The 21,113-nt window shown below is 59.7% G+C and carries 30 protein-coding genes; 9 read left to right on the top strand and 21 right to left on the bottom strand.

The genetic code is table 11. From position 1 onward, the window contains the following. Window positions 1–76 precede the first annotated feature (76 nt). The 14 genes from ACR0DE_RS05680 to folK all read right to left on the bottom strand — a co-directional run bounded on the left by ACR0DE_RS05680 (window position 77) and on the right by folK (window position 10,662). Complete coding sequence (locus tag ACR0DE_RS05680; protein ID WP_170402292.1) at window positions 77–406, bottom strand: DUF1491 family protein; 330 nt, start codon at window positions 404–406, stop codon at window positions 77–79. Between the two features lie 55 nt (window positions 407–461). Continuing rightward, the gene (gene era / locus ACR0DE_RS05675) at window positions 462–1,370 is read right to left on the bottom strand and encodes a GTPase Era (protein WP_170392609.1); all 909 of its coding nucleotides are present in this window, start codon (window positions 1,368–1,370) and stop codon (window positions 462–464) included. Window positions 1,371–1,538: 168 nt separating this feature from the next. Further along, window positions 1,539–2,051 (bottom strand): GNAT family N-acetyltransferase, encoded by a 513-nt coding sequence (locus tag ACR0DE_RS05670; protein WP_480752270.1) that lies wholly within the window; start codon window positions 2,049–2,051, stop codon window positions 1,539–1,541. 19 nt (window positions 2,052–2,070) lie between these two features. Beyond that, the gene (gene rnc / locus ACR0DE_RS05665) at window positions 2,071–2,748 is read right to left on the bottom strand and encodes a ribonuclease III (RefSeq protein ID WP_170392611.1); all 678 of its coding nucleotides are present in this window, start codon (window positions 2,746–2,748) and stop codon (window positions 2,071–2,073) included. After that, window positions 2,745–3,584 carry a signal peptidase I gene (gene lepB, locus ACR0DE_RS05660; protein WP_170636241.1) on the bottom strand — a complete coding sequence of 280 codons (840 nt, stop codon included), beginning with the start codon at window positions 3,582–3,584 and terminating at the stop codon, window positions 2,745–2,747. The genes rnc and lepB overlap by 4 nt, the downstream gene beginning before the upstream one ends. 59 nt (window positions 3,585–3,643) lie before the next feature. Next, entirely contained in the window at window positions 3,644–4,063 is a 420-nt protein-coding gene (gene acpS / locus ACR0DE_RS05655; protein ID WP_170392613.1) for a holo-ACP synthase, read from the bottom strand. Between the two features lies 1 nt (window position 4,064). Continuing rightward, window positions 4,065–5,042, bottom strand: coding sequence for an NADPH:quinone reductase (locus tag ACR0DE_RS05650; protein ID WP_170625106.1), 978 nt, complete (start codon window positions 5,040–5,042; stop codon window positions 4,065–4,067). Window positions 5,043–5,057: 15 nt separating this feature from the next. Next, a complete protein-coding gene (locus ACR0DE_RS05645; RefSeq protein ID WP_170636242.1) occupies window positions 5,058–5,384 on the bottom strand; it encodes a Dabb family protein in 327 nt (108 codons plus the stop codon). A 16-nt stretch (window positions 5,385–5,400) separates the two neighbouring features. Further along, the gene (locus tag ACR0DE_RS05640; protein WP_480752269.1) at window positions 5,401–6,024 is read right to left on the bottom strand and encodes a LysE family translocator; all 624 of its coding nucleotides are present in this window, start codon (window positions 6,022–6,024) and stop codon (window positions 5,401–5,403) included. Continuing rightward, window positions 6,021–6,767: a pyridoxine 5'-phosphate synthase gene (locus tag ACR0DE_RS05635; RefSeq protein ID WP_480752268.1), complete on the bottom strand. Its 747-nt coding sequence runs from the start codon at window positions 6,765–6,767 to the stop codon at window positions 6,021–6,023. Before ACR0DE_RS05635 ends, ACR0DE_RS05640 begins: the two co-directional genes overlap by 4 nt. Continuing rightward, window positions 6,760–7,458 carry a DUF2062 domain-containing protein gene (locus ACR0DE_RS05630; protein WP_170392618.1) on the bottom strand — a complete coding sequence of 233 codons (699 nt, stop codon included), beginning with the start codon at window positions 7,456–7,458 and terminating at the stop codon, window positions 6,760–6,762. The genes ACR0DE_RS05635 and ACR0DE_RS05630 overlap by 8 nt, the downstream gene beginning before the upstream one ends. Window positions 7,459–7,474: 16 nt before the next feature. Continuing rightward, window positions 7,475–9,607, bottom strand: a complete 2,133-nt coding sequence (locus tag ACR0DE_RS05625; RefSeq protein WP_170392619.1) for a RelA/SpoT family protein — start codon at window positions 9,605–9,607, stop codon at window positions 7,475–7,477. Between the two features lie 25 nt (window positions 9,608–9,632). Further along, a complete protein-coding gene (gene rpoZ / locus ACR0DE_RS05620; protein ID WP_010437681.1) occupies window positions 9,633–9,986 on the bottom strand; it encodes a DNA-directed RNA polymerase subunit omega in 354 nt (117 codons plus the stop codon). Window positions 9,987–10,080: 94 nt separating this feature from the next. Continuing rightward, a complete protein-coding gene (gene folK, locus ACR0DE_RS05615; protein ID WP_480537030.1) occupies window positions 10,081–10,662 on the bottom strand; it encodes a 2-amino-4-hydroxy-6-hydroxymethyldihydropteridine diphosphokinase in 582 nt (193 codons plus the stop codon). 126 nt (window positions 10,663–10,788) lie between these two features. On the opposite strand from folK, the gene ACR0DE_RS05610 reads away from it, so the two are divergent. The 7 genes from ACR0DE_RS05610 to ACR0DE_RS05580 all read left to right on the top strand — a co-directional run bounded on the left by ACR0DE_RS05610 (window position 10,789) and on the right by ACR0DE_RS05580 (window position 15,254). Continuing rightward, on the top strand, window positions 10,789–11,364 hold the full coding sequence (locus tag ACR0DE_RS05610; protein WP_039541714.1) for a LabA-like NYN domain-containing protein: 576 nt from the start codon (window positions 10,789–10,791) through the stop codon (window positions 11,362–11,364). Window positions 11,365–11,566: 202 nt separating this feature from the next. Further along, window positions 11,567–12,517 carry a 4-hydroxy-3-methylbut-2-enyl diphosphate reductase gene (gene ispH / locus ACR0DE_RS05605; protein WP_170392621.1) on the top strand — a complete coding sequence of 317 codons (951 nt, stop codon included), beginning with the start codon at window positions 11,567–11,569 and terminating at the stop codon, window positions 12,515–12,517. Next, complete coding sequence (locus ACR0DE_RS05600) at window positions 12,514–12,966, top strand: DUF3429 domain-containing protein (protein WP_170392622.1); 453 nt, start codon at window positions 12,514–12,516, stop codon at window positions 12,964–12,966. The genes ispH and ACR0DE_RS05600 overlap by 4 nt, the downstream gene beginning before the upstream one ends. Beyond that, window positions 12,963–13,550: a class I SAM-dependent methyltransferase gene (locus ACR0DE_RS05595; RefSeq protein ID WP_480454354.1), complete on the top strand. Its 588-nt coding sequence runs from the start codon at window positions 12,963–12,965 to the stop codon at window positions 13,548–13,550. Before ACR0DE_RS05600 ends, ACR0DE_RS05595 begins: the two co-directional genes overlap by 4 nt. Then, the gene (rnhA, locus tag ACR0DE_RS05590; RefSeq protein WP_170402325.1) at window positions 13,543–14,010 is read left to right on the top strand and encodes a ribonuclease HI; all 468 of its coding nucleotides are present in this window, start codon (window positions 13,543–13,545) and stop codon (window positions 14,008–14,010) included. The genes ACR0DE_RS05595 and rnhA overlap by 8 nt, the downstream gene beginning before the upstream one ends. Next, window positions 14,007–14,630: a trimeric intracellular cation channel family protein gene (locus tag ACR0DE_RS05585; protein ID WP_170648486.1), complete on the top strand. Its 624-nt coding sequence runs from the start codon at window positions 14,007–14,009 to the stop codon at window positions 14,628–14,630. The genes rnhA and ACR0DE_RS05585 overlap by 4 nt, the downstream gene beginning before the upstream one ends. Before the next feature lie 24 nt (window positions 14,631–14,654). After that, window positions 14,655–15,254, top strand: coding sequence for a COG3904 family protein (locus tag ACR0DE_RS05580; protein ID WP_170392626.1), 600 nt, complete (start codon window positions 14,655–14,657; stop codon window positions 15,252–15,254). Here ACR0DE_RS05580 and speB read toward each other — a convergent pair. The 6 genes from speB to def (ACR0DE_RS05550) all read right to left on the bottom strand — a co-directional run bounded on the left by speB (window position 15,251) and on the right by def (ACR0DE_RS05550) (window position 18,563). Then, window positions 15,251–16,072, bottom strand: a complete 822-nt coding sequence (gene speB / locus ACR0DE_RS05575; protein WP_170392627.1) for an agmatinase — start codon at window positions 16,070–16,072, stop codon at window positions 15,251–15,253. The two genes, ACR0DE_RS05580 and speB, sit on opposite strands and share 4 nt — an antisense overlap. 62 nt (window positions 16,073–16,134) lie before the next feature. Beyond that, window positions 16,135–16,371, bottom strand: a complete 237-nt coding sequence (locus tag ACR0DE_RS05570) for a GlsB/YeaQ/YmgE family stress response membrane protein (RefSeq protein WP_170392628.1) — start codon at window positions 16,369–16,371, stop codon at window positions 16,135–16,137. A 1-nt stretch (window position 16,372) separates the two neighbouring features. Next, the gene (locus ACR0DE_RS05565; protein WP_170392629.1) at window positions 16,373–16,609 is read right to left on the bottom strand and encodes a hypothetical protein; all 237 of its coding nucleotides are present in this window, start codon (window positions 16,607–16,609) and stop codon (window positions 16,373–16,375) included. Window positions 16,610–16,615: 6 nt separating this feature from the next. Next, on the bottom strand, window positions 16,616–17,530 hold the full coding sequence (gene fmt / locus ACR0DE_RS05560) for a methionyl-tRNA formyltransferase (RefSeq protein WP_480562513.1): 915 nt from the start codon (window positions 17,528–17,530) through the stop codon (window positions 16,616–16,618). Window positions 17,531–17,553: 23 nt separating this feature from the next. Further along, window positions 17,554–18,048 (bottom strand): peptide deformylase, encoded by a 495-nt coding sequence (def, locus tag ACR0DE_RS05555; RefSeq protein WP_170402334.1) that lies wholly within the window; start codon window positions 18,046–18,048, stop codon window positions 17,554–17,556. Further along, window positions 18,045–18,563, bottom strand: coding sequence for a peptide deformylase (gene def / locus ACR0DE_RS05550; RefSeq protein WP_170392632.1), 519 nt, complete (start codon window positions 18,561–18,563; stop codon window positions 18,045–18,047). The genes def (ACR0DE_RS05555) and def (ACR0DE_RS05550) overlap by 4 nt, the downstream gene beginning before the upstream one ends. 94 nt (window positions 18,564–18,657) lie before the next feature. On the opposite strand from def (ACR0DE_RS05550), the gene ACR0DE_RS05545 reads away from it, so the two are divergent. Continuing rightward, complete coding sequence (locus ACR0DE_RS05545; protein ID WP_480752267.1) at window positions 18,658–19,830, top strand: MalY/PatB family protein; 1,173 nt, start codon at window positions 18,658–18,660, stop codon at window positions 19,828–19,830. Window positions 19,831–19,860: 30 nt separating this feature from the next. Further along, window positions 19,861–20,559, top strand: coding sequence for a fumarylacetoacetate hydrolase family protein (locus tag ACR0DE_RS05540; RefSeq protein ID WP_170425180.1), 699 nt, complete (start codon window positions 19,861–19,863; stop codon window positions 20,557–20,559). A 91-nt stretch (window positions 20,560–20,650) separates the two neighbouring features. On the opposite strand, the gene ACR0DE_RS05535 is transcribed toward ACR0DE_RS05540, so the two are convergent. Beyond that, window positions 20,651–21,004, bottom strand: coding sequence for a hypothetical protein (locus ACR0DE_RS05535; protein WP_170392635.1), 354 nt, complete (start codon window positions 21,002–21,004; stop codon window positions 20,651–20,653). Between the last annotated feature and the right edge of the window lie 109 nt (window positions 21,005–21,113).

Genomic DNA, 21,113 nt, shown 5'->3' with positions numbered 1-21,113 from the left:
TTGGGCCGTTTCATTCAGCCGGTTGCAAAGCAAAATAGTCGCTTTGCGCCGCACGTCCAAGATCATTTGGCGCGGGTTAGTCCAGACCTTCTTCACCCAGCAGGTGCCTGCCTTGGCGGTCTTCCACCTCGATCACCCAAAGGTCGGGGTCAAAACTGCGTTGGCGGGTGATGGCGGCATCTACGTCTGCCTCTTCGCCGGATGAGAGCTCCACCCATTTGCGCTCGCCGCTCATCAGATCAAAACTGCGCTGAAAGGCTGCGGCCCGCCCGTTGAGTGTGTTGAGTTTGATAAGCACCGCCCCAGCGGTGTCATCCCCATGCGCCACAACAAAAGCCGGTATTTCCTGAAACCGCAGCCGCGCCAGATAGGCATGCACCCAGAATTCAGCCGTCAGCCGGGTCATGGTTCTGACCTTTCCGTAGGGGTTGAGAATTTTCGACGAAAATTCTTGGCCCGGGTCATGCGTTGCCGTCTTTGAAATCCAGACCCATTTCCGAGTAGCGCTCGGATTCCTCCAGCCAGTTTGGCCGGACTTTCACCTGCAAGAACAGGTGAATCTTGCGGTCCAAAAACTCTTCCAGCTCGGCACGCGCCGCCTGACTGACGGCCTTTATGGTCTCACCACGTTTGCCCAGCACAATCCCTTTGTGGCCATCACGCATGACATAGATGACCTGATCGATCTTGGCCGAGCCGTCCTTGCGCTCTTCCCAGTTCTCGGTTTCGACGGTCAGCTGGTAAGGCAATTCCTGATGCAGGCGCAGGGTCAGTTTCTCGCGCGTCATCTCAGCCGCGATCATGCGCAGAGGCAGATCCGCAATCTGGTCTTCTGGATAGAGCCACGGGCCTTCGGGCAGTTCCGAGGCCAGCCATTTGCGCAAATCGTCGACACCGTGGCCTTTTTCGGCCGAGATCATGAAGGTCTCGGCAAAGGGATAACGCGCATTCAGGTCACTGGTCAGCGCCAGCAGCTTTTCCGAGGGCACCTTGTCGATCTTGTTGATCGCAAGTGCGATGGTGCGGCCCTGCCCGATCTCTTCCAGGCCTTCGAGGATGCGCTCGACACCTTCAGTGATACCGCGATGCGCCTCGATCATCAGCACGACCACATCCGCATCCGCAGCCCCGCCCCAAGCGGCGGCGACCATGGCACGGTCCAGACGGCGGCGTGGTTTGAAGAGGCCCGGCGTGTCGACAAAGACCAGTTGCGCATCGCCCTCCATCGCCACGCCACGGATGCGAGCACGGGTGGTTTGCACCTTATGCGTCACGATCGAGACCTTGGCCCCGACCATGCGGTTCAGAAGGGTGGATTTGCCTGCGTTGGGCTCTCCGATCAGGGCGATAAATCCGGCGCGTGTGCTCATGTGTCCTGCGATCCTGTTTGCAAGTGCGCACCCCTATAGCAGAATGCGCGGACGGGCCAGAGGGATTTGTCGCATTGCGGATATCAGTGAGCGAAGGCCAGTCTGCGGCCCATAGGGCGACGCTGCCCGGTCGGCCGGTGCCGGCATTGGCCGGGCTTGATCGCGCGATCAGGTTGTAGTGTTCAACGCCAGAACTTGGTTCGGATAGGCTTGGTCCCCGAACCGAAAATCTGTGACTCCGACCTGCCGGAACCCTTTGGCTAGATAGAAGTCGATTGCGGGCGTATTCTCGGAATTGGTTGTCAGCCAAATCGACGGGCGCCCTTTTTCACGCATGTAGTCAATCGCGATATCGAGCAGCGCTGAGCCGATGCCTTTACCTTGATGGCGGTGCTGGACGTAGAACGTTACGATTTCTAGGTCAGAAAGCCCGTCCACGGGTGCGGCGCGACTTTCCGCAAGCCGAATATAGCCGTCGATCCCGTCTTCGTTTTCAGAAACCATCAAGAGGTCTTGGCCGTCCTCCAATATGGCTACGAACCGGGCGGTCGTGAACTCGGACAGTGCGAACTCGGCAAAGAAGGCGTTCACACCACGCTTTAGATAGGTTCCGATCCAGACCTCAATCGACAGGGCCGCAAGGCTGGCGGCGTCGGCTTTCTGGGCGGGTCTGATTTTCATGATCTGGCTGCGCAGAGGATCAAGACAACTGTTCCAACAACGCCTTTGCCGCTGCCTGTTCGGCCTGTCGCTTGGAGCCTGCGGTGGCCTGAGCTTCGGTACCATTCTGCAGACGAGCGGCGATCGTGAAGATCGGGGCATGGTCAGGGCCGGTGCGTTTGACCTCGACATAGCTGGGTGGTTTCTGGCCGCGGGCCTGTGCCCATTCCTGCAGGGCGGTTTTTGCATCGCGGGCGTCGGCCTCGACCTTGTGGATGCGATCGCCCCAGAGGGCGAGGATCACGTCTCGGGCAGCCTCGAACCCTGCGTCGCGGTAGATGGCCGCGATGACCGCCTCCATCGCGTCGCCCAGCAAGGCCTGCTTGCGACGACCTCCGGACAGCATCTCGGACCGGCCCAGTTTCAGCACCGCACCCAGATCAATCTGGCGGGCCACATCGGCGCAGGCTTCCTTGCGCACCAGCGCGTTGAAACGGGGAGCCAGTTGGCCTTCGGAAGCTTTCTTGTCGGCCTCAAGCAAAGCAGTGGCCATGACGAGGCCCAGGACGCGGTCGCCCAGAAATTCAAGACGCTGATTGTCGGGGCGCGTTGCAGAGGACACTGAGCCGTGGGTCAGCGCACGCACCAGCAGTTCAGGGTCGGAAAACTCATACCCCAAGCGTTGCTGGAACGCCTTTATCTCAGCCGATAGCTTCAATTGACCGCCTTGAAGAAGCGGTCACCGCGCCATGTCCAGAAGAACAGCATGGACCGGCCAGCGGAGGAGAACATGATCCGGTCGGCGCGACCGATCAGGTTTTCGTAAGGAACATAGCCCACGCCACCGGCGGATTGCGGCAAGCGGCTGTCGGCCGAGTTGTCGCGGTTGTCGCCCATGAAGAAATAGTGGCCCTCGGGTACAGTATAGACCCCGGTATTGTCCGATCCCTGATTGCCGATGTTCAGCACGTCGTAGGACACGCCATTTGGCAGGGTCTCGATCAGGCGGTTCTTTTCGCAAACACCGCCGATCCCGACGGGACCGTTGGAACAGCGCGGGCGCAGGCCTTGTGGGCCCTGCGGTTCAGCAACTTCGGTGAACACACCATCGGGTTGCTGCGGCACAGGAGTGTCGTTGAGGATGATTTGGCCTCCACGAATCTGGATACGATCACCCGGCAGGCCGATCAGTCGCTTGATATAGTCGCGCCCTGTTACCGGATGGCGGAAGACGATGACATCGCCCCGCTCGGGATCGCCACCCAGCAGACGGGAGTTGTCATCACCCTGCATCCAACCGCACACATCCTCGGCATCGATGTTCAGGCCGACGCTGGGGATGATCAGGCTAGGGCAGGACGCGTAGGAATAGCCATAGGCCATCTTATTGACGAAGAGGAAATCACCGATCAGCAGCGTCTGCTTCATCGACCCGGAAGGAATCCAGAACGGCTGAAAGAAAAGCGTGCGGAAAACGCCCGCGATCAGCAGGGCGTAGACGATAGTTTTGATCGTCTCCCAGACGGCGTTTCCGGATTTGGCTTCCTCGGCCATACTGCTCTCTCCAGTCTATGCGTGGTTGGGGTGCTACATGCGGGTCAGTTGGGGGCAAGTCAAGGCTGCGCGGGCGCTTCTTGAAGCGGGCGGGCCTCGATCACCACAAAGGCCTGCGCCCAGGGATGATCATCGGTCAGGGTGACGTGGATGATCGCCTCGTGGCCTTCGGGAGTCATTTCTTTCAGACGCTCTGCGGCCCAGCCGGTGACATGCATAACGGGCTGGCCGGTGCGCAGGTTGGTCACCGCCATGTCCTTCCACGCGATCCCCATCCGCAGGCCGGTGCCTAACGCCTTCGAGCACGCCTCTTTCGCGGCCCAGCGTTTGGCGTAGGTGCCCGCAGTATCGGCGCGACGCTCAGCCTTGCGCTGTTCGGTTTCAGTGAAGACACGGTTACGGAAGCGGTCGCCGAATCGGTCGAGCGTGCCCTGAATGCGATCAATATTTGCGAGGTCGGTGCCGATGCCGAGGATCATGTCAGACCTCCAACACAACGGTCCCGAGCTTTTGCCCCGCCTCGACCATTGCGTGTGCATTTGCTGCATCCATCAGCCCTCCGCCGGGGACGACTGCGTGGGACAGTGCGCCTTGTTCCAGCCACTGGCCCAACTGCGCCTCGCCACGACGGCGGGCCGCGGCGTCGAGTTGGTAGACGATCAGCATATGCAGACGGATGTTCTTGAACATGAAGCCATAGAAATCCAGTTCGGGCTTCATTTGCGAAGCCGAGGCATAGCTGGCGATGGTGCCACCGGGGCGGATCATAGAAAGGGAAGCGGGTTGGTTGGCTGCGAAATCAACCTCGACAATGCGGTCTATGCCTACGCCGTTGGTCATGTCCATCGCCGCCTCGGCCACGTCTTGCGTGCGGTAGTTGATCCATTCGGACGCGCCGGAATGGGCGGCTTTTTCATCTGAACTGACCGTTGTGATAACGCGTGCGCCGCCCAGTGCGGCCATCTGGCAGGCGTAGCGTCCGACCGTGCCTGCGCCGCCGGTCACAAGCACGGTCTGGTCAGTGATCGGTCCGTCACAATAGAGCGCGTACCATGCAGTCAAGGCTGGGATACCAAAACACGCGCCCTCGGCGAAGCCGGTCGTATCTGGAAGGAATACGGCCTGTTCGGAGGGTAGCGCAATGTATTCGGCCCCAGTGCCAAAAGCGCGTTGCCATTGGCCGTTCCAGATCCAGACACGTTCGCCAACGCGCGCGGGATCGACCCCTTCGCCTACGGCCTCAATCACTCCGGCCCCGTCCGAGTGGGGAACAACCATCGGGTATTGCATCACAGCACCAGGGCGCGCGCCGCCGCGCAGCTTGACGTCTGAGGGGTTGATGCCGCTAGCATGGACCCGGACAAGAACGTCGCCTGGGCCGGGGTTGGGCGTGGGCAGATCGACCAACTCAAGGACATCCGCCGCCGCACCAAATCCGCGATAGGTGATTGCTTTCATGACATTCCCTCGTCTCTATTGGTCAGCCGCGTCGGGCGTTTCCAGATCGAACACCAAGACGCCCTCGGCCCCATCCACGCACAGCGCGACAAGCCGTGCGCCAAGTTGCTGGTGGGTTTCGTCACTGGCATAGCGCTGTAGGTCGGCCTGAGCCGCGAAATCCAGTGTGAAGCCGTAGGGATAGCTTGGGGATTTTGCCTCAAAATCGCGGTTGGGGCCGTGGATGAAGCCACCGCAGCCCGACAAACGGTCTGCGACCGCGCCCAGCCCATCCATCACAGCTGCAAGCTCTGCGGTGTCGTGATCGGGCTTGAGTCGCAGCATCACGCAATGGCGGATCATCCTTGCACCTCAGAGGTCATGACAGGCGCACCGTGAGAATCTTGTAGCTGGCCACGCCAAAGAAACCCGCGAAGGCAAAATCAAACCAGCGGCGGGCGCGGCGATAGGCGTTGACCATGCGCGCAGACGAAAACAGGAAGGCGTAGCCGATGAAGATCAGCAGTGAACCCGCATAGAGCATGGCGAAATAACCCAGCAGCATAGCAAGGCTGGCGTCATTTGGCGCAACGATGGCGTAGATCGAGCCCCAGCTGAGGATCGCCTTGGGGTTGGTCAGGTGGATGGCTGCCCCTTTTGCAAAGATCGTGCCCAGCGAGCCGGTGACCGGATTGCCCAGCGCCACCTCATCCGAGGACAGAGCACGGCGCAGCGCCTTGAGCGCCAGCCAGCCCAGATAAGCGACGCCGATATAGCGGATCACCTCGAAGACCCAGACATTGGCCAGCATGATCGCCGACAACCCCAAAGCGGCGGCGATACCCCATGCGGCAGAGCCTGCGCAGATGCCAAGCGCAAAGGCCAGGCCTGCCGTGCGGCCTTCGTTCATGGCGGTTCCGGCAATGCCCATGGTGGCAGGGCCCGGAGAGCCCCCGGCCATGAGCCATGCAAACCAGATCGCCACAAAGCCGGGTGTGATCATGCCCGCGCCTCGTCCATCAGGCGGCGCATTTCGTGAACCGCAGGGGTGAGGCCCCGGAATATCGCCTCGCCGATCAGGAAGTGGCCGATGTTCAGCTCTCGCACTTCAGGGAAGGCTGCCACCGGTTGCACGGTGTCGTAAGTCAGCCCGTGACCCGCATGAACTTCAAGACCCAGCGAATGGGCATAGGCGGACATCTCGCGCAGGGCTTCCAGTTCGCGCGCGGCGTCGTCCAGTTTGCCTTCGGCGTGGAAATCGCAATAGGCACCGGTGTGCAGTTCGATCACCTCGGCCCCAATGCGGTGGGCGGCGTCGATCTGGCGCTGGTCGGCGGCGATGAAGATGGACACGCGGCAGCCCACATCGCGCAAGGGCGCAATGAAATGGGCCAGCTTATTTTCCTCGCGCGCGACTTCTAACCCCCCTTCGGTTGTGCGTTCCTCGCGCTTTTCGGGAACGATGCAGACGGCGTACGGCTTGTGGCGCAGGGCGATTTTCTGCATCTCGTCCGTTGCGGCCATCTCGAAGTTCAGCGGCACCGACAGGATCTCCATCAACCCGTCGATATCGGCGTCCGAGATGTGGCGGCGATCTTCGCGCAGATGTGCTGTGATGCCGTCGGCCCCGGCCTCTTCCGCGATCCGGGCGGCGCGTAGTGGGTCCGGATAGGCCCCGCCGCGCGCATTCCGCACGGTGGCTACGTGGTCGATATTCACGCCCAGACGCAAACGGTTGTCAGACATCTTTCGAATCCTTCATTGTCCCTGAGGTCGAGCCTAGTGGTTTTGTCGGGGGAACGTCAGCCTCTGCCTGAGCAAGGCGTTTGATTTGTTCAAACTTCGCTTTGATTCTGGCGCGGCGGCGTTGCTGATAAGTACGGATAAGCGGCAGGCTAAGATAGGCGCAGATCACTCCGGCCACGATGCCTGGAATGACGCCGCCGATCATATAAGGAAAGAACACATCGTCATAGAACCGGCTAAGCCCGTGCCAGTCCGCCTCGCGATGGGTGAACATGGCGATGCAATTGTCCTTGAGATCGCCCATCGCATCCGCAAATTTCCCCATCAACCCATCGGTATCGTCTTTGCGGAACTTGGTCCCCAGCAGGAAATGCCCGGTTTGCAGGCTGATGACCGCGATCGGCACATAGGTCAGGGGATTGCCAAAGAACGTGCCGCTGAGCGCGGCAAGAATGTTGCCGTTCAGCAGCCGCGCCAGCACGGCGGCGACCAGGAAATGCAAGCCATAGAAAGGCGTGAACGAGGCAAACACCCCTGCCCCGATGCCACGCGCGATGCGTTCCGGGCTGTCAGGCAGGCGCCGAACCCGATGTTTGACATAGTGAAAGGCACGGGTCCATCCGCCGCGCGGATAGACGAACTCTGACGCGACTTGGACAGGCGAGCGGCGATCTCGGCGCTTGAAAACCACTCGTGATCACCCCTTCTCAGCCAGCCGCAACGGCGGGTTTCGCACTTTCCCGGTACCGTTCGACCGCAGCAACGTCGCTTTCAGCCTCGAGCATCAGCATCAGCGAATGCAGCTGTTCAAGATCGCGAAGTTCGACATTGATCATCAGCCGATAAAAATCCGGTTTGCGGTCGACAAATTCGAGGTTCGAGATATTGGCCTTTTTCTCGCCGATCAATGTGCAAATACGCCCCAGCACCCCGGCATCATTGCCGATGGTCAAATCCAGCGTCGCGCCATAGACGGCGGGGTGGGTGCCCGAATGCCAGTGCAGATCAACCCAGCGCTCGGGTTCATTTTCAAACTCGGTCAGGCGATCGCAGTCGATGGCGTGCACGACAACACCCTTGCCGCGATATGTAATTCCGACGATGCGCTCGCCTGGCAGTGGCTGGCAACAGGGGGCACGATCGAATTTCTGGCCCGGTTCAAGCCCGATCACAGCACGGCGGGGCGAGATCGCGTCGCCATCATCCTTGGTGAGTTCGGGATATACCGCTTCGACCACCTCATGGGCGGTCAACTCGGCACTGCCCAGACGGGCCAGCAACTCGTCCCGATCTTTTAAACGCAGGTGTTTGGCAGCGGTTTCCAGCGCCTTGTCGGTGGCTTTGCGGCCCAGGTTTTCGAACCCGGCGCGGGCCAGTTCCTTACCCAGCTTGATGAAGCGTTCCCGGTCGACCTCGCGCAAGGCGCGGCGGATCGAGGTGCGGGCTTTGCCGGTGACTGCGATCTCAAGCCAAGTGACCTGCGGGCTCTGGCCATCGGCGGTGATGATGTCCACCGACTGCCCGTTCTTGAGCCGGGTCCAAAGCGGCACACGAATGCCATCAACCTTGGCCCCCACGCAGGCATGACCAATGCGGGTGTGGATTGCGTAAGCAAAATCAATCGGCGTCGCCCCACGCGGCAGTTTCACCACATCGCCCTTGGGGGTGAAGCAGAACACCTGGTCCGAATACATCTCGAGCTTCACAGCTTCGAGGAAATCCTCATGATCATCCTCACTGTCGAATTGCTCGGTCAGGTTTGCGATCCACTTTGCCGGGTCGACCGCAAAGGGGTTCTCGGACCGCACACCGTCGCGATAGGACCAGTGCGCTGCAACGCCGGTTTCGGCCACATCGTGCATCTGGCGGGTGCGGATCTGAACCTCGACCCGTTTGCCGTCGCGCCCCGAAACTGTTGTGTGGATCGAGCGATAACCGTTCGATTTCGGCTGGCTGATATAGTCCTTGAATCGCCCTGGCACCGCGCGCCAGCGCTGGTGGATGGCACCGAGTGTGCGATAGCAGTCTTCTTCGGTCTGGGTGATGATGCGGAACCCGTAGATGTCGGACAAACGTGAGAAACCCTGATCCTTTTCCTGCATCTTGCGCCAGATCGAATAGGGTTTCTTGGCACGGCCAAAGACTTCGGCTTCAATGCCCGCCTTTTCCAATTCGTGCCGCATGTCGCCGGTAATGCGATGGATCACGTCGCCGGTTTCGCGTTGCAGAGTGATAAAGCGGCGGATGATCGACTGGCGGCCTTCGGGGTTTAGGACGCGGAAGGCAAGGTCTTCGAGTTCCTCGCGCATCCATTGCATCCCCATCCGGCCCGCAAGCGGCGCGTAAATATCCATTGTCTCACGCGCTTTTTGCACCTGCTTTTCAGGGCGCATCGCCTTGATCGTGCGCATGTTGTGCAGACGGTCGGCGAGCTTGACCAGAATAACTCGAAGATCCTTGGACATGGCCATGAACAGCTTGCGGAAATTCTCGGCCTGTTTGGTCTCACGGCTGGACAGCTGCAGGTTGGTCAGCTTGGTGACGCCATCGACCAGCTTGGCGACCTCATCCCCGAACAGTTCGGTAACCTTGCCATAACTGGCTTTGGTGTCTTCGATCGTGTCGTGCAACAGGGCCGTTATAATGGTCGCATCATCCAGACGCTGTTCGGTCAGGATGGCGGCAACGGCAACGGGATGAGAGAAATAGGGCTCGCCGGAATGGCGGAACTGGCCTTCATGCATCTGTTGGCCAAATTCATAGGCCCTTTCGATGCGGTCGGCATTTGTCTTGGGATTGTAATTGCGGACCAGCGCAATCAGGTCTTCTTCTGAAATCATCCGGTCCGCACCTTTGTCGCTTGGGTTACCCCTGGCCCTGGGCCTCCATCAGAGCGCGCAGGAGCTTTTCTTCCGACATGTCGTCATCCGCAGGCTTGTCAGATTCCGCACCCATCAGCAGGGCCATCTGATCTTCTTCGGGCTCATCAACCTCGATCTGGGTCTGGTTGGCTTCGATCAGACGCTCGCGCAGCTCATCAGCGCTTTGGGTTTCGTCGGCGATTTCGCGTAGCGAGACGACAGGGTTCTTGTCGTTATCGCGGTCAACGGTGATCGGGCCACCAGCAGAAATCTCGCGTGCCCGGTGGGCTGCAAGCATCACCAGTTCGAACCGGTTCGGGACCTTGTCTACACAATCTTCGACCGTAACGCGGGCCATGGGGCGCTCTCCGTAAATGAATCCGTGGCAGGAAGGAGTTTATCTAAGCGCGAATCCCCGCCTTGACAAGCAAGAAATGCCGCAAATGCGAGGATCACAGAGGCTTGACCTCTGCCACCTCATCGGGCGGCAAGGCTGCAACCATCTGCGTCACTGTCCGGTCCAGAACGGGATGGCGCCAATCGGGGGCGACATCCAACATGGGAACAAGCACAAAAGCGCGGTCCTGCAAGCGCGGATGGGGCAGGATAAGGTGTTCCGGCGCAGATTTGGTCTGATCTTCGGGGGGAAGGGTCAGCCAGCGCTGGTATTCGGCGTCATCCGGCAGCACAAGTTCATCCCAACAGACCAGATCGAGGTCCAGAGTGCGCATGCCCCAACGCTGTTCACGGGCGCGCTCAAAATCATGTTCGATGCGGTGCAGCAGGTCCAGAACACCCTGTGGCGTGAGGTCCGATTCGATCAAAACCGCTGCGTTGACATAGTCCGGCCCTGCCCCTGCCGGAAAGCATGGGGTGGCAAAAAACCGGCTTGTCTTGCGAATCACCAAGCCCGCCTCGGCCATCGCGATCAGCGACCGCTCAAGTGTCACCTTGGGCCCACAACCTCTCAGACTGAGATTTGCCCCTAGGGCAATGACCGCTTTTGACAAGGTTTTGTCCACTTCAGACCCCATATTCGGACCAGAGAATACTTGCGATAAAGCCTAAAACACCTATTTTAAGGACACCATTGCACTGACCTATTACTTTATCACTCACGGAGCTCACGGTGCGGTGGCTTATACCGGAAGGACCATTTTATGTTTTACAAGGACGAACGGCTAGCGCTGTTCATCGACGGCTCGAATCTTTATGCAGCCGCCAAAGCACTGGGGTTTGACATCGACTACAAGTTGCTGCGTCAGGAATTTATGCGCAGAGGCAAACTGCTTAGAGCTTTCTACTACACAGCGCTACTGGAAAATGACGAGTATTCCCCGATCCGGCCTCTGGTGGACTGGCTGCACTATAATGGCTTCACCATGGTCACCAAACCGGCCAAGGAATACACCGACAGCATGGGGCGTCGGAAGGTCAAGGGAAACATGGATATCGAGCTTACCGTCGATGCCATGGAACTGGCACCACGCGTTGATCATATCGTACTGTTTTCGGGCGATGGGGATTTCCGCCCGCTGATCGCAAGCCTGCAACGGCAGGGCGTACGTGTTTCCGTTGTTTCGACCATCCGTAGTCAGCCGCCGATGATTTCGGACGAACTGCGCCGCCAGGCCGATAACTTCATTGAGCTGGAAGACCTGCGCGACGTGATCGGCCGCCCTCCGCGCGAGATGCCGACTGAACCCCGCAGCGTCGCAGCTGCAGGCGGGCACTGACCCCACCAAACCCCACCACCCACCAATGGGGGTTGGCAAGAATATGCGCGGCCAGGGCCAGAAGCCCTGGCCGCGCGACTTTAAAGGTATAGGTGCTGAAAACACCCTTGTGCTAACAGCGATTCATGTCAGTGAAATGACGCAGTGCTGTCTGGACCATGGCAATGAAAAGACCTAGGTGTTCGGTCCAGGAGATCGCCGAATGACAAAGCCGCCGCTGACATTATATCTGGCCGCCCCGCGCGGGTTCTGCGCCGGAGTGGACCGTGCCATCAAGATTGTGGAAATGGCCCTTCAAAAATGGGGGGCGCCTGTCTATGTGCGCCATGAGATTGTTCACAACAAATTCGTCGTCGACGGTCTGCGCGCCAAGGGTGCCGTGTTTGTCGAGGAGCTGGACGAATGCCCTGATGATCGCCCCGTGATCTTCTCGGCCCACGGTGTGCCAAAATCGGTGCCCGCCACAGCGGCCCAGCGCGAGATGATATATGTCGACGCCACCTGCCCGCTTGTATCCAAGGTGCATGTCGAAGCGCAGCGCCACGCGGATGCCGGGCTGCAGATGATCATGATTGGTCACAAGGGCCATCCCGAAACAATCGGCACCATGGGACAGCTGCCCGATGGCGAGGTACTGCTGGTTGAAACGGTAGAAGATGTGGCGCAGGTCGCTGTGCGTAACCCCGAAAAGCTGGCCTTTGTCACCCAGACAACCCTATCGGTGGATGACACCAAGGACATTATTGCCGCGCTTGAGGCCCGCTTCCCCGCCATCGTCGGGCCGCACAAGGAAGACATTTGTTATGCCACCACCAACCGGCAGGAAGCGGTGAAAGCCGTCGCTCCGAAAGCCGATGCCTTGCTGGTGGTGGGTGCGCCGAACTCATCGAATTCACGTCGTCTGGTCGAGGTCGCCTCGCGCGCCGGATGCAGTTATGCGCAGCTGGTGCAGCGCGCGACCGAGATCGACTGGCGTGCGCTGGAAGGAATTTCCAGCATTGCGGTTAGCGCCGGGGCATCCGCGCCCGAAGTGCTGGTGAACGAGGTGATCGATGCATTCCGCGACCACTACGATGTCACCGTCGAGCTGGTCGAAACCGCTGTCGAGAATGTCGAGTTCAAAGTTCCCCGCGTATTGCGGGAACCAGCATGAGCGGCATCCCCCGCGCGCCGTTATTCCTTGGTTTGGCTGGGCTGATCCCGTTTGTCTGGGGCGCGCTGACTTATCTGAACGGTGATTTGAACGATTGGGGTCGGCAGACGCTGGGGTCGCGCTTCGTGGGGCCGTATATTCAGCTATTCTATGGCTCGGTGATCCTGAGTTTCATGTCGGGCGTGCTGTGGGGCTTCGCCACCAAAACCTCAGGCAGCAAAGCTGCGGCCTGTTACACCTTGTCGGTGTTGCCTGCACTTTGGGCATTTTTCACGACCGGCGGCGGTCCGGTGAATGCGGGCACCAACCTGATGTATGGGTTTGCGGGCTTGCTTTTGCTGGACGCCATGTTCTCATATTGGCGGTTGACCCCGGTCTGGTGGATGCGGCTGCGCGTCCTGCTAACCGCTGTCGTGCTGACCTGTCTTGCTGTGGGAGTTTACCTGTGAGTGATGAACGGACCATCAAGGCCTACACGGATCGCGTTGCGGATTACCTAAGGATCCCCCTGCCCGCCGAGCAGCTAGAGGCGCGTCAGGCTTTTTTAGATGCGGTCCGCGAGGGTGGATATGTGCTGGATCTGGGCTCGGGTCCCGGATCAGACAGCGCGTTTCTGATGCGGCAAGGGCTGAAGGTACGGGCGCTGGATGCAACCCCTGCCTTTGTTGAACATGCGCGGAGCAACGGTGTTGACGCCCACCTTGGCACCTTCGATGACGTCACAGAGGTAGCAGAGTATGACGGCGTCTATGCCAGTTTCTGCCTGCTGCACGCCCCGCGCGCCGATTTCCCGCGTCATCTGAACGCGATCCACACCGCACTGAAGCCGGGCGGGCAGCTGTTCCTGGGAATGAAGCTGGGCACGGGCGAGCATCGTGATGATTTGGACCGTTACTATACTTATTATTCAGAGGCCCAGATCAAGGACGCCCTGACCTCGGCAGGTTTCACCATTGATCGTACCGTGCAGGGAATGGGGAAGGGTTTGGCCGGGTCTTACGACGGGTTCATTCTGGTATTCGCTCATGCCTGATCTCTTTGCCTATACCGATGGTGCCTGTTCCGGAAATCCCGGCCCCGGCGGCTGGGGCGTACTGCTGCGCGCGATGGATGGCGAGACCATCCTGAAAGAACGCGAGCTGAGCGGAGGCGAAGCCGAGACAACCAACAACCGGATGGAACTGCTGGCTGCAATCAGTGCTTTGGAGACGCTGGAGCGGCCCTCGAAACTGACCATCGTCACCGACAGCGCTTATGTGAAGAACGGCGTGACGGGATGGATTTTCGGGTGGAAGCGGAACGGCTGGAAGACGTCGAACAAGAAGCCGGTCAAAAATGTCGATCTGTGGCAGCGGCTGGATGAGGCGCAAGAGCGGCATCAGGTGACCTGGGAATGGGTCAAGGGCCATGCGGGCCATCCCGAAAATGAACGCGCGGATGAGTTGGCACGCGCCGGCATGGCCCCGTTCAAACCTAAGAAGGCGCAGGCGTGAGCGGGCTTGCCCTGCTGGATTACGCCTCGGTTTTGGTCTTTGCGCTGACCGGTGCGCTGGTGGCCAGCCGAGCGCAGCTTGATCTGGTCGGGTTTGCCTTCATCGCCTGTCTGACGGCAGTGGGCGGTGGTACCGTACGCGACTTGCTGCTGGACCGACATCCGATCTTCTGGGTCGGTCAGCCCGCCTATATCCTGATCGCTTGCGGCGCTGCGGTGCTGGTATTTTTTACCGCTCACCTAGTGGAAAGCCGGTATAATTGGCTGGTCTGGTTGGACAGTTTCGCCCTGTCCATCGCGGTCGCTGCTGGCACGGGTGCAGCGTTGTCACTGGATCAATCCGGTATCATCGTAGTGCTGATGGGGGTGACCACGGGCTGTTTGGGCGGCTTGATGCGTGACGTGGTGTGCAACGAGGTGCCGCTGGTACTGAAACAAGGTGAGCTTTACGTATCCTGCGCCTTTATCGGAGCCGTGACCGCTGTGTTTGCCACCCGCCTCGGGCTGGAAGGCCTGCTGGCATTGGGCTTATGTGCATTGATTTGCTGGGCGTTGCGCGCCGGATCTCTGTTGTTCGGTTGGCAGTTGCCGGTTTACAAGGCCCGACCGCCTCGGCAATAGGATAGAAACGGACAAGAGATCGCGATGACCTACAGACTTTCGTTTCTGGCCACGGCACTGCTGCTAACGGCATGCGCAGAGCAATACGCCCCGGTCAGCTTCACGGCAGTGGGCAATCAGATCGTCGCATCCGGAACGATCGACCACACAACGCTCAGCGCGTTTGAAGAGGTGATGGACGAGAACCCCGAGATCAAGACGCTGGTGCTGCAAAATATCGAAGGTTCGGTCGATGATGACTCGAATGTGGTCTTCAGTCGCGTAGTGCGTGAGGAAGGGTTCGACACGGTGGTTCCGTCAAACGGGCTGGTGGCCTCGGGCGGCACCGATTTGTTTCTAGCCGGTAACCGACGCGTGCTGGAACCCGGCGCCTGCGTGGGGGTCCACAGCTGGGGCGGAGGCGGCTATGTCGCTGCGGAGCTACCCGAAGATCACCCCGAGCATGACCGGTATTTGAACTATTTCGAAGATATCGGCGTCGATCCCGACTTCTACTGGTTCACGCTGGATGCAGCATCCGAGGAAGAGATGCACTGGATGACGGCGTCCGAGGCGAACCGGTTCGACATGACTACACGGTCCGCCCCTCGCCTTGGCACTGCCGCAATCTGCGACGAACGTTAGCGACTGAGCAGCCGCGCGCCGATTTCCTTGACGAATTTCGCCGCCACCATGGCGGTCATGCCATAGGGGTCGCGGTGCGGGTTCAACTCGACAATGTCCGCGCCAATCAACTGGCCCTTGAACCGGTGGATCAGGTCGATCACCTCACGCGTGCTGAGGCCACCGGGTTCGTGATGCGACACCCCGGGGGCAAAGGCGGGGTCCAGCGCGTCAAGGTCCAGTGACAGATAGACCGGGCCGTCAAAGCTGATCTCAAGATCGGGGCTCCAGTTGCGCATGTCGATCACCTCGACCCCGAACTTGTCGGCCTGTTCCTGTTGGTGCTTGTTCATGGTGCGGATCCCGACCTGCACCAGACGGTTGATCTTGCCTGTCTCCATCACGCGGGCAAACGGGCAGCCATGGCCCAGCGGGCCGATCTGCTGACTGTCATAGAGGTCAGGATGTGAGTCGATATGCAGAATATTCAGCCCCTCATACCGGTCGGCATGCGCCTTGATCAGCGGAAAGGCCACCGAGTGATCACCGCCCAATGACAGCAGCCGTGCGCCGGTTTCAATCCGGGCGGCGGCCCCTGCCTCGATCCGGTCGATGGGTTCCTGCCCCATCATCTCGAACACATCCAGATCGCCGGTGTCTTTGAAACGGTCGGCTGCGCCCAGATCAGTGCCATCCTCGGCGGTCAGGTTGGCCGCGCCGGAATGCAACGCCTCGCGGATGCGACCCGGGGCAAACGCGGGGCCTTGCAGGAATGAGGAATGCAGGTCCAACGGCACACCCATCAGCGCGACGTCTCCGGCGGTCAGATCATGCGACATGAGAGGCCTTTCAACAAAGAATTGACGGGACATTGGTCGCAGATCACGGTCGGGTCAAGCGATCAGCGGCGGATATATGTCTGCCAGATCCAGATCACCAAGAGCGCCCCCAGAACGGCGCCGATAAACCCTGAGAGCCAGCCCATCACAGTGATGAGCGTGCGCAGTACCAAACCGCCCACCAAAGCGCCGACAATGCCGATCAGCATGGTGGTTGGAATATCGGCCTCGATCCGCATTAGGCGGGTGGCGAGGAAACCTGCAGCGGCTCCGACGATGATCAGGGCGATGATCGGCATATCATTTCCTCCAATGCGTGGGCACGATGATCAGCGCACCGATCGAGGACAGCACCGCGTCCAACCCCGGCGGGCCAAAGCTGATGCCGAACATGATGCGCACGAAATAGAACAGGAAAGCACCACCCACGCAGATGATGATCGACTGCAGATAGCCGTTATGGGTAAAGCCAGTCTGTTCAGACAGATAGCCTACGATCCCGGCAATCACGACCGTGCCCATCATGATCATGATCATATACGCCTACTCCGATGACAGGCGGGTCCCGGCCGGCATGGGCCATCCCCGCAGAAAAGTTTCCCTATCCTGCGCGCCCTTGCCTGCCCGTTGCAAGCGCAGCAACTCAACTGCGCCTTCGCCGCAAGCCACGCGCAGGTGGTCGTCCAGCACCTCGCCCGGAGTGCCCCGTCCTTCGGCCAGCCGCGAAGCCAGCAGTTTGATCCGGTGACCCTCGACCTCGGTCCATGCGCCGGGGAACGGGGAGAGACCGCGGATTTTTCTATCGACTTCGGACGCGGGGGCCGACCAATCGATCCGCGCCTCGGCTTTGTCGATCTTGGCGGCGTAGGTCACGCCCTCATCGGGCTGCGGGTCAGGTGTAAGGCTGTGCAGTTTGGCCAGAGCCTCAACGATCAGAGCCGCGCCCATATCCGACAGGCGGTCATGGAGTTGCGCGGTGGTTTCCTCGATGCCGATATCGGTGGCTTCGCGCAGCAGAACGGGGCCTGTATCCAGCCCGGCCTCCATCTGCATGATACAAACACCGGTTTGCACATCGCCTGCCATGACCGCGCGGTGTATTGGCGCGGCCCCACGCCAGCGCGGCAACAGGCTGGCGTGAATGTTCAGGCAGCCATGGGTTGGCGCGTCCAGAATAGGTTGTGGCAGGATCAGGCCATAGGCGACGACCACCGCGATATCGGCGTTCAGCGCGGCAAAGCTGGCCTGTTCTTCGGGCGATTTCAGCGAGTTGGGGTGGCGAACGTCTAAGCCCAGCGCCAAGGCACGCGCGTGCACCGGGGTTGGACGGTCTTTTTTACCGCGACCGGCGGGGCGTGGCGGTTGGCAATAGACGGCGGCGATTTCGTGTTCGGCACGGACCAGCGCATCCAGCACCGGCACCGAGAAATCTGGCGTTCCCATGAAGATGATACGCATCCGTCCCTCCCTAGGATGGGGTTTCACCCCATCTTCTGTGCTTTGCGCAGCAGCATGTCGCGTTTGACCTTGCTGAGCCGGTCGAAATACATCCGCCCGTTCAGGTGGTCGATCTGATGCTGCACGCTGGTGGCTTCGATGCCGACAAAATCACGGCGGTCGATCTGGCCCTGTTCGTTGAGAAATTTCACGGTCACTGCGCGCGGTCGCTTCACCTTGGCAGACACGCCGGGCAAGTTCGGGCTGGCCTCGTCATGTTCACGCAGCTCAACCGAGCTGTGCAGAATCTCGGGGTTGGCCAGTCGCACAGCTTTGCCTCGCTGGGTCGAGCCATCCACGACAGCCAGCCGCAGCATAACTCCTATCTGCGGCGCAGCGAGGCCAACACCGGGCATCGCCTCCATCGTATCGATCATGTCATCCCAGATGGTGCGGATGTCGTCGGTGATTTCAGTGACATCCTCGGCCTTGGTGCGCAAGCGCTTGTCGGGCCACGGCAGGCAGGTCCGCACCGTCATGTGCGGGCCTTTTCGCGCTTGAGCTTCTGCATCTTACGCGTGATCATCTGACGCTTGAGCGGTTTGAGATAGTCGATGAACAGCTTACCGTTCAGATGGTCGATCTCATGCTGCACACAAGTCGCCCAGAGATCATCAAAGGTTTCCTGCTGCAGATTACCGTCACGGTCCAGCCAGGTGACATCAACCGTCTTCGGGCGCGTGACTTCGGCATATTGCTCAGGGATCGACAGGCAGCCTTCTTCGTAGACGTTGGTCTCATCCGAGGAGGCGATGACCTCGGGGTTGAACATCACCAGTGGGCGTGGGGCCTCACCTTCTTCTTTGACGCAGTCCACCACGATCAGCCGGTCGAGCACACCGATCTGCGGCGCAGCAAGGCCAATACCGGGCGCGTCATACATCGTCTCCAGCATGTCATCGGCCAGTTTGCGCAGATCATCGGTGATGTCAGCCACCGGCGCGCAGACCTTTTTCAGGCGGGGATCGGGATGGATCAGGATATTGCGTTTCATGGGGCTGATTTAGGCCATCGCGCCCGCCTCCGCAACGGCCCCCTTGCACCTTATGGATTTGTGGTTAGCTTTCGCCTCGACAGATGGAGATGACATGACTTTCAACGACCTGATCGACCGCCGGGGCACCAACTCTTCAAAATGGGACAAGATGGAGCAGCTTTACGGTGTCGCCCCCGAGGATGGGCTGGCCATGTGGACGGCTGATTCCGACTATGCCACGGCCCCTTGCGTGATCGAGGCGGTGCGGGAAGCGGCCGATCATGGCGCGTTTGGATATTCATGGATGCACCCGGATTATCTGAATGCAATCCAGTGGTGGATGAAGACACGCCACAACTGGGAGATCGATACCGATTGGATTCTGACCTCGCAAGGGTTGGGCAATGCGATTGCCCTGTGTCTGGATGTTTGGAGTGAACCGGGAGATGGCGTCGTGATCTTCACGCCCGTCTACCATGAGTTTGCCCATAAGGTGAACAAATCCCGCCGCCGCGTGGTGGAATGCCCGCTGGTACGCGATGGCGACAGCTATGGGCTTGATCTGAACGATGCGCAGTCGCGGTTGGACGGATCAGAAAAGCTGCTGCTGTGGTGCTCGCCGCAGAACCCGTCAGGTCGGGTCTGGACGCCGGAAGAACTGCGCGCTGTGGCGGCGTTTGCGGAGCGCAACGGGCTGATCCTTGTGTCGGACGAGATTCACCATGATCTGGTTTATCCGGGCAATACCTTCGTACCGATGGATACGGCCGCCCCCCATGCGCGCCCGTGGACGGTGACACTGACCGCGGCGTCGAAAACATTCAACATCGCCGGTCAGCGTACCGGCAACATGATCATTCCCGACGCCAAGCTGCGGGCCGAGATGCGGCACCGGATCACCACGCTGGACTATGACCCCAGTGCGTTGGGTGTGGCGATGATCACTGCCGCCTATTCGCCGGAAGGTGCAAAATGGGTCGATGAACAAATTGCCCACCTGGACGCGAACCGGAAGCTGTTTGATGCTACCATAGCCGAGATACCGGGCCTGTGGTCGATGCCGCTTCAGGCGACCTATCTGGCATGGGTCGATTTTTCGGGCACGGGTATGAGCCACGATGAGTTTGTCCGCCGCCTACGCGAAGATGCGCGGATCGCGACATCCTCTGGCCCCGGTTTCGGCACCGGTGGAGAAACCTTCGAGCGCTTCAATCTGGCCACCCAACGCGAGCGGGTTGAAGAAGCCTGTGCGCGATTGAAGACAGCCTTTGGCGATTTACAATGAACCCCGTTCATAAATAAACGGAGGCACGTCATGCCCAACCACCTTTTTACGCTTCCGGACATCCCAAGCATCCCGGTGCAGGGGGAACAGGCGACCTATCCGATCGGACGGATTTTTTGCGTGGGCCGCAACTATGCCGCCCACGCTGCCGAGATGGGGCATGAGGTGGATCGTCAGGCGCCGTTTTACTTCACCAAATCCGCGCCCAACGCGGTTTTGACCGGAGCGCATGTGCCGTATCCGGCAGGCACCGAGGATTATCATCACGAAATGGAACTGGCCGTTGCAATCGGCAAACCGGTTTTTCGGGCCACAGCCACTGAGGCCCGCAACGCGATTTTTGGCTATGGCTGTGCGCTGGACATGACGCGCCGCGACCTGCAGATCCGCGAGCGCAACAAACAGCGCCCCTGGGATCTGGGCAAGGATGTGGAAAACGGCGCGGTCTTCGCTCCGCTGACCCGCGCCGATGACTGGAGCCCATCTGATGACAAGCGCATCTATCTGAGCATCAATGAGTGGGTCGTACAAGACGCCACATTGTCAGAGCTGGTCTGGAAGATCGATGAACTGATCTCCCATCTATCGGGTTTCTACCATTTGCGCCCCGGCGATCTGATCCTGACCGGCACACCCGCCGGGGTCGGGCCTGTGGTCGCCGGAGACCGAATTGAAGGCGGCATCGATGGTTTGGCTCCTGTGCACCTGACCCTGACGGCCTCCGACTAAACCGTCCGGCCTGATCCCTGAGAATCTTGAGGCCCCATTACCGCCCGAGCGCCGGTGGCGCGTCGGTGCCAAAGATCAAACGGTGCGCGCGTCAGTCGCGGTTTTCAAGCAATGCGATCGGTGCATCCGGGGCGCGGTAGAAATCCAGTGGAGCCTTGTCCGTCGCCACAGTGTTACGCTTGAACTCATAGCGCATTTCACCCACCGCTTCTTCGTCTGCGATGATCAGGCACTGATACATGTGGTTGGCACCGTCATAGATATCGACGAGCCCACGCAGGCGCGGCGTGGTTTCGGCCTCGACGGTGAAACCATCCTTCCACAATGTCAAAATTTTGAAGCTATTGTCGCCAACCTCCACCCGCAAACGGCTGGATTTCTTGAGGGTAGCGATTCGGGCCGCATCCAATTCGGCGCGAATTTCCTTGGAAACATAGGTACTCATAATAAACTTCCCCCCTTAACATTCATTAGTCTGACGCGATTCCTGTAAAAATCCAGTGAACGGCGTCACATAAGTTTTGGCATTGCGGTTCTGGTGCCCAGACACCGCA

It is taken from the genome of Ruegeria sp. C10, from assembly GCF_056537805.1.
This window is presented reverse-complemented; position numbering and strand designations above follow the sequence as displayed.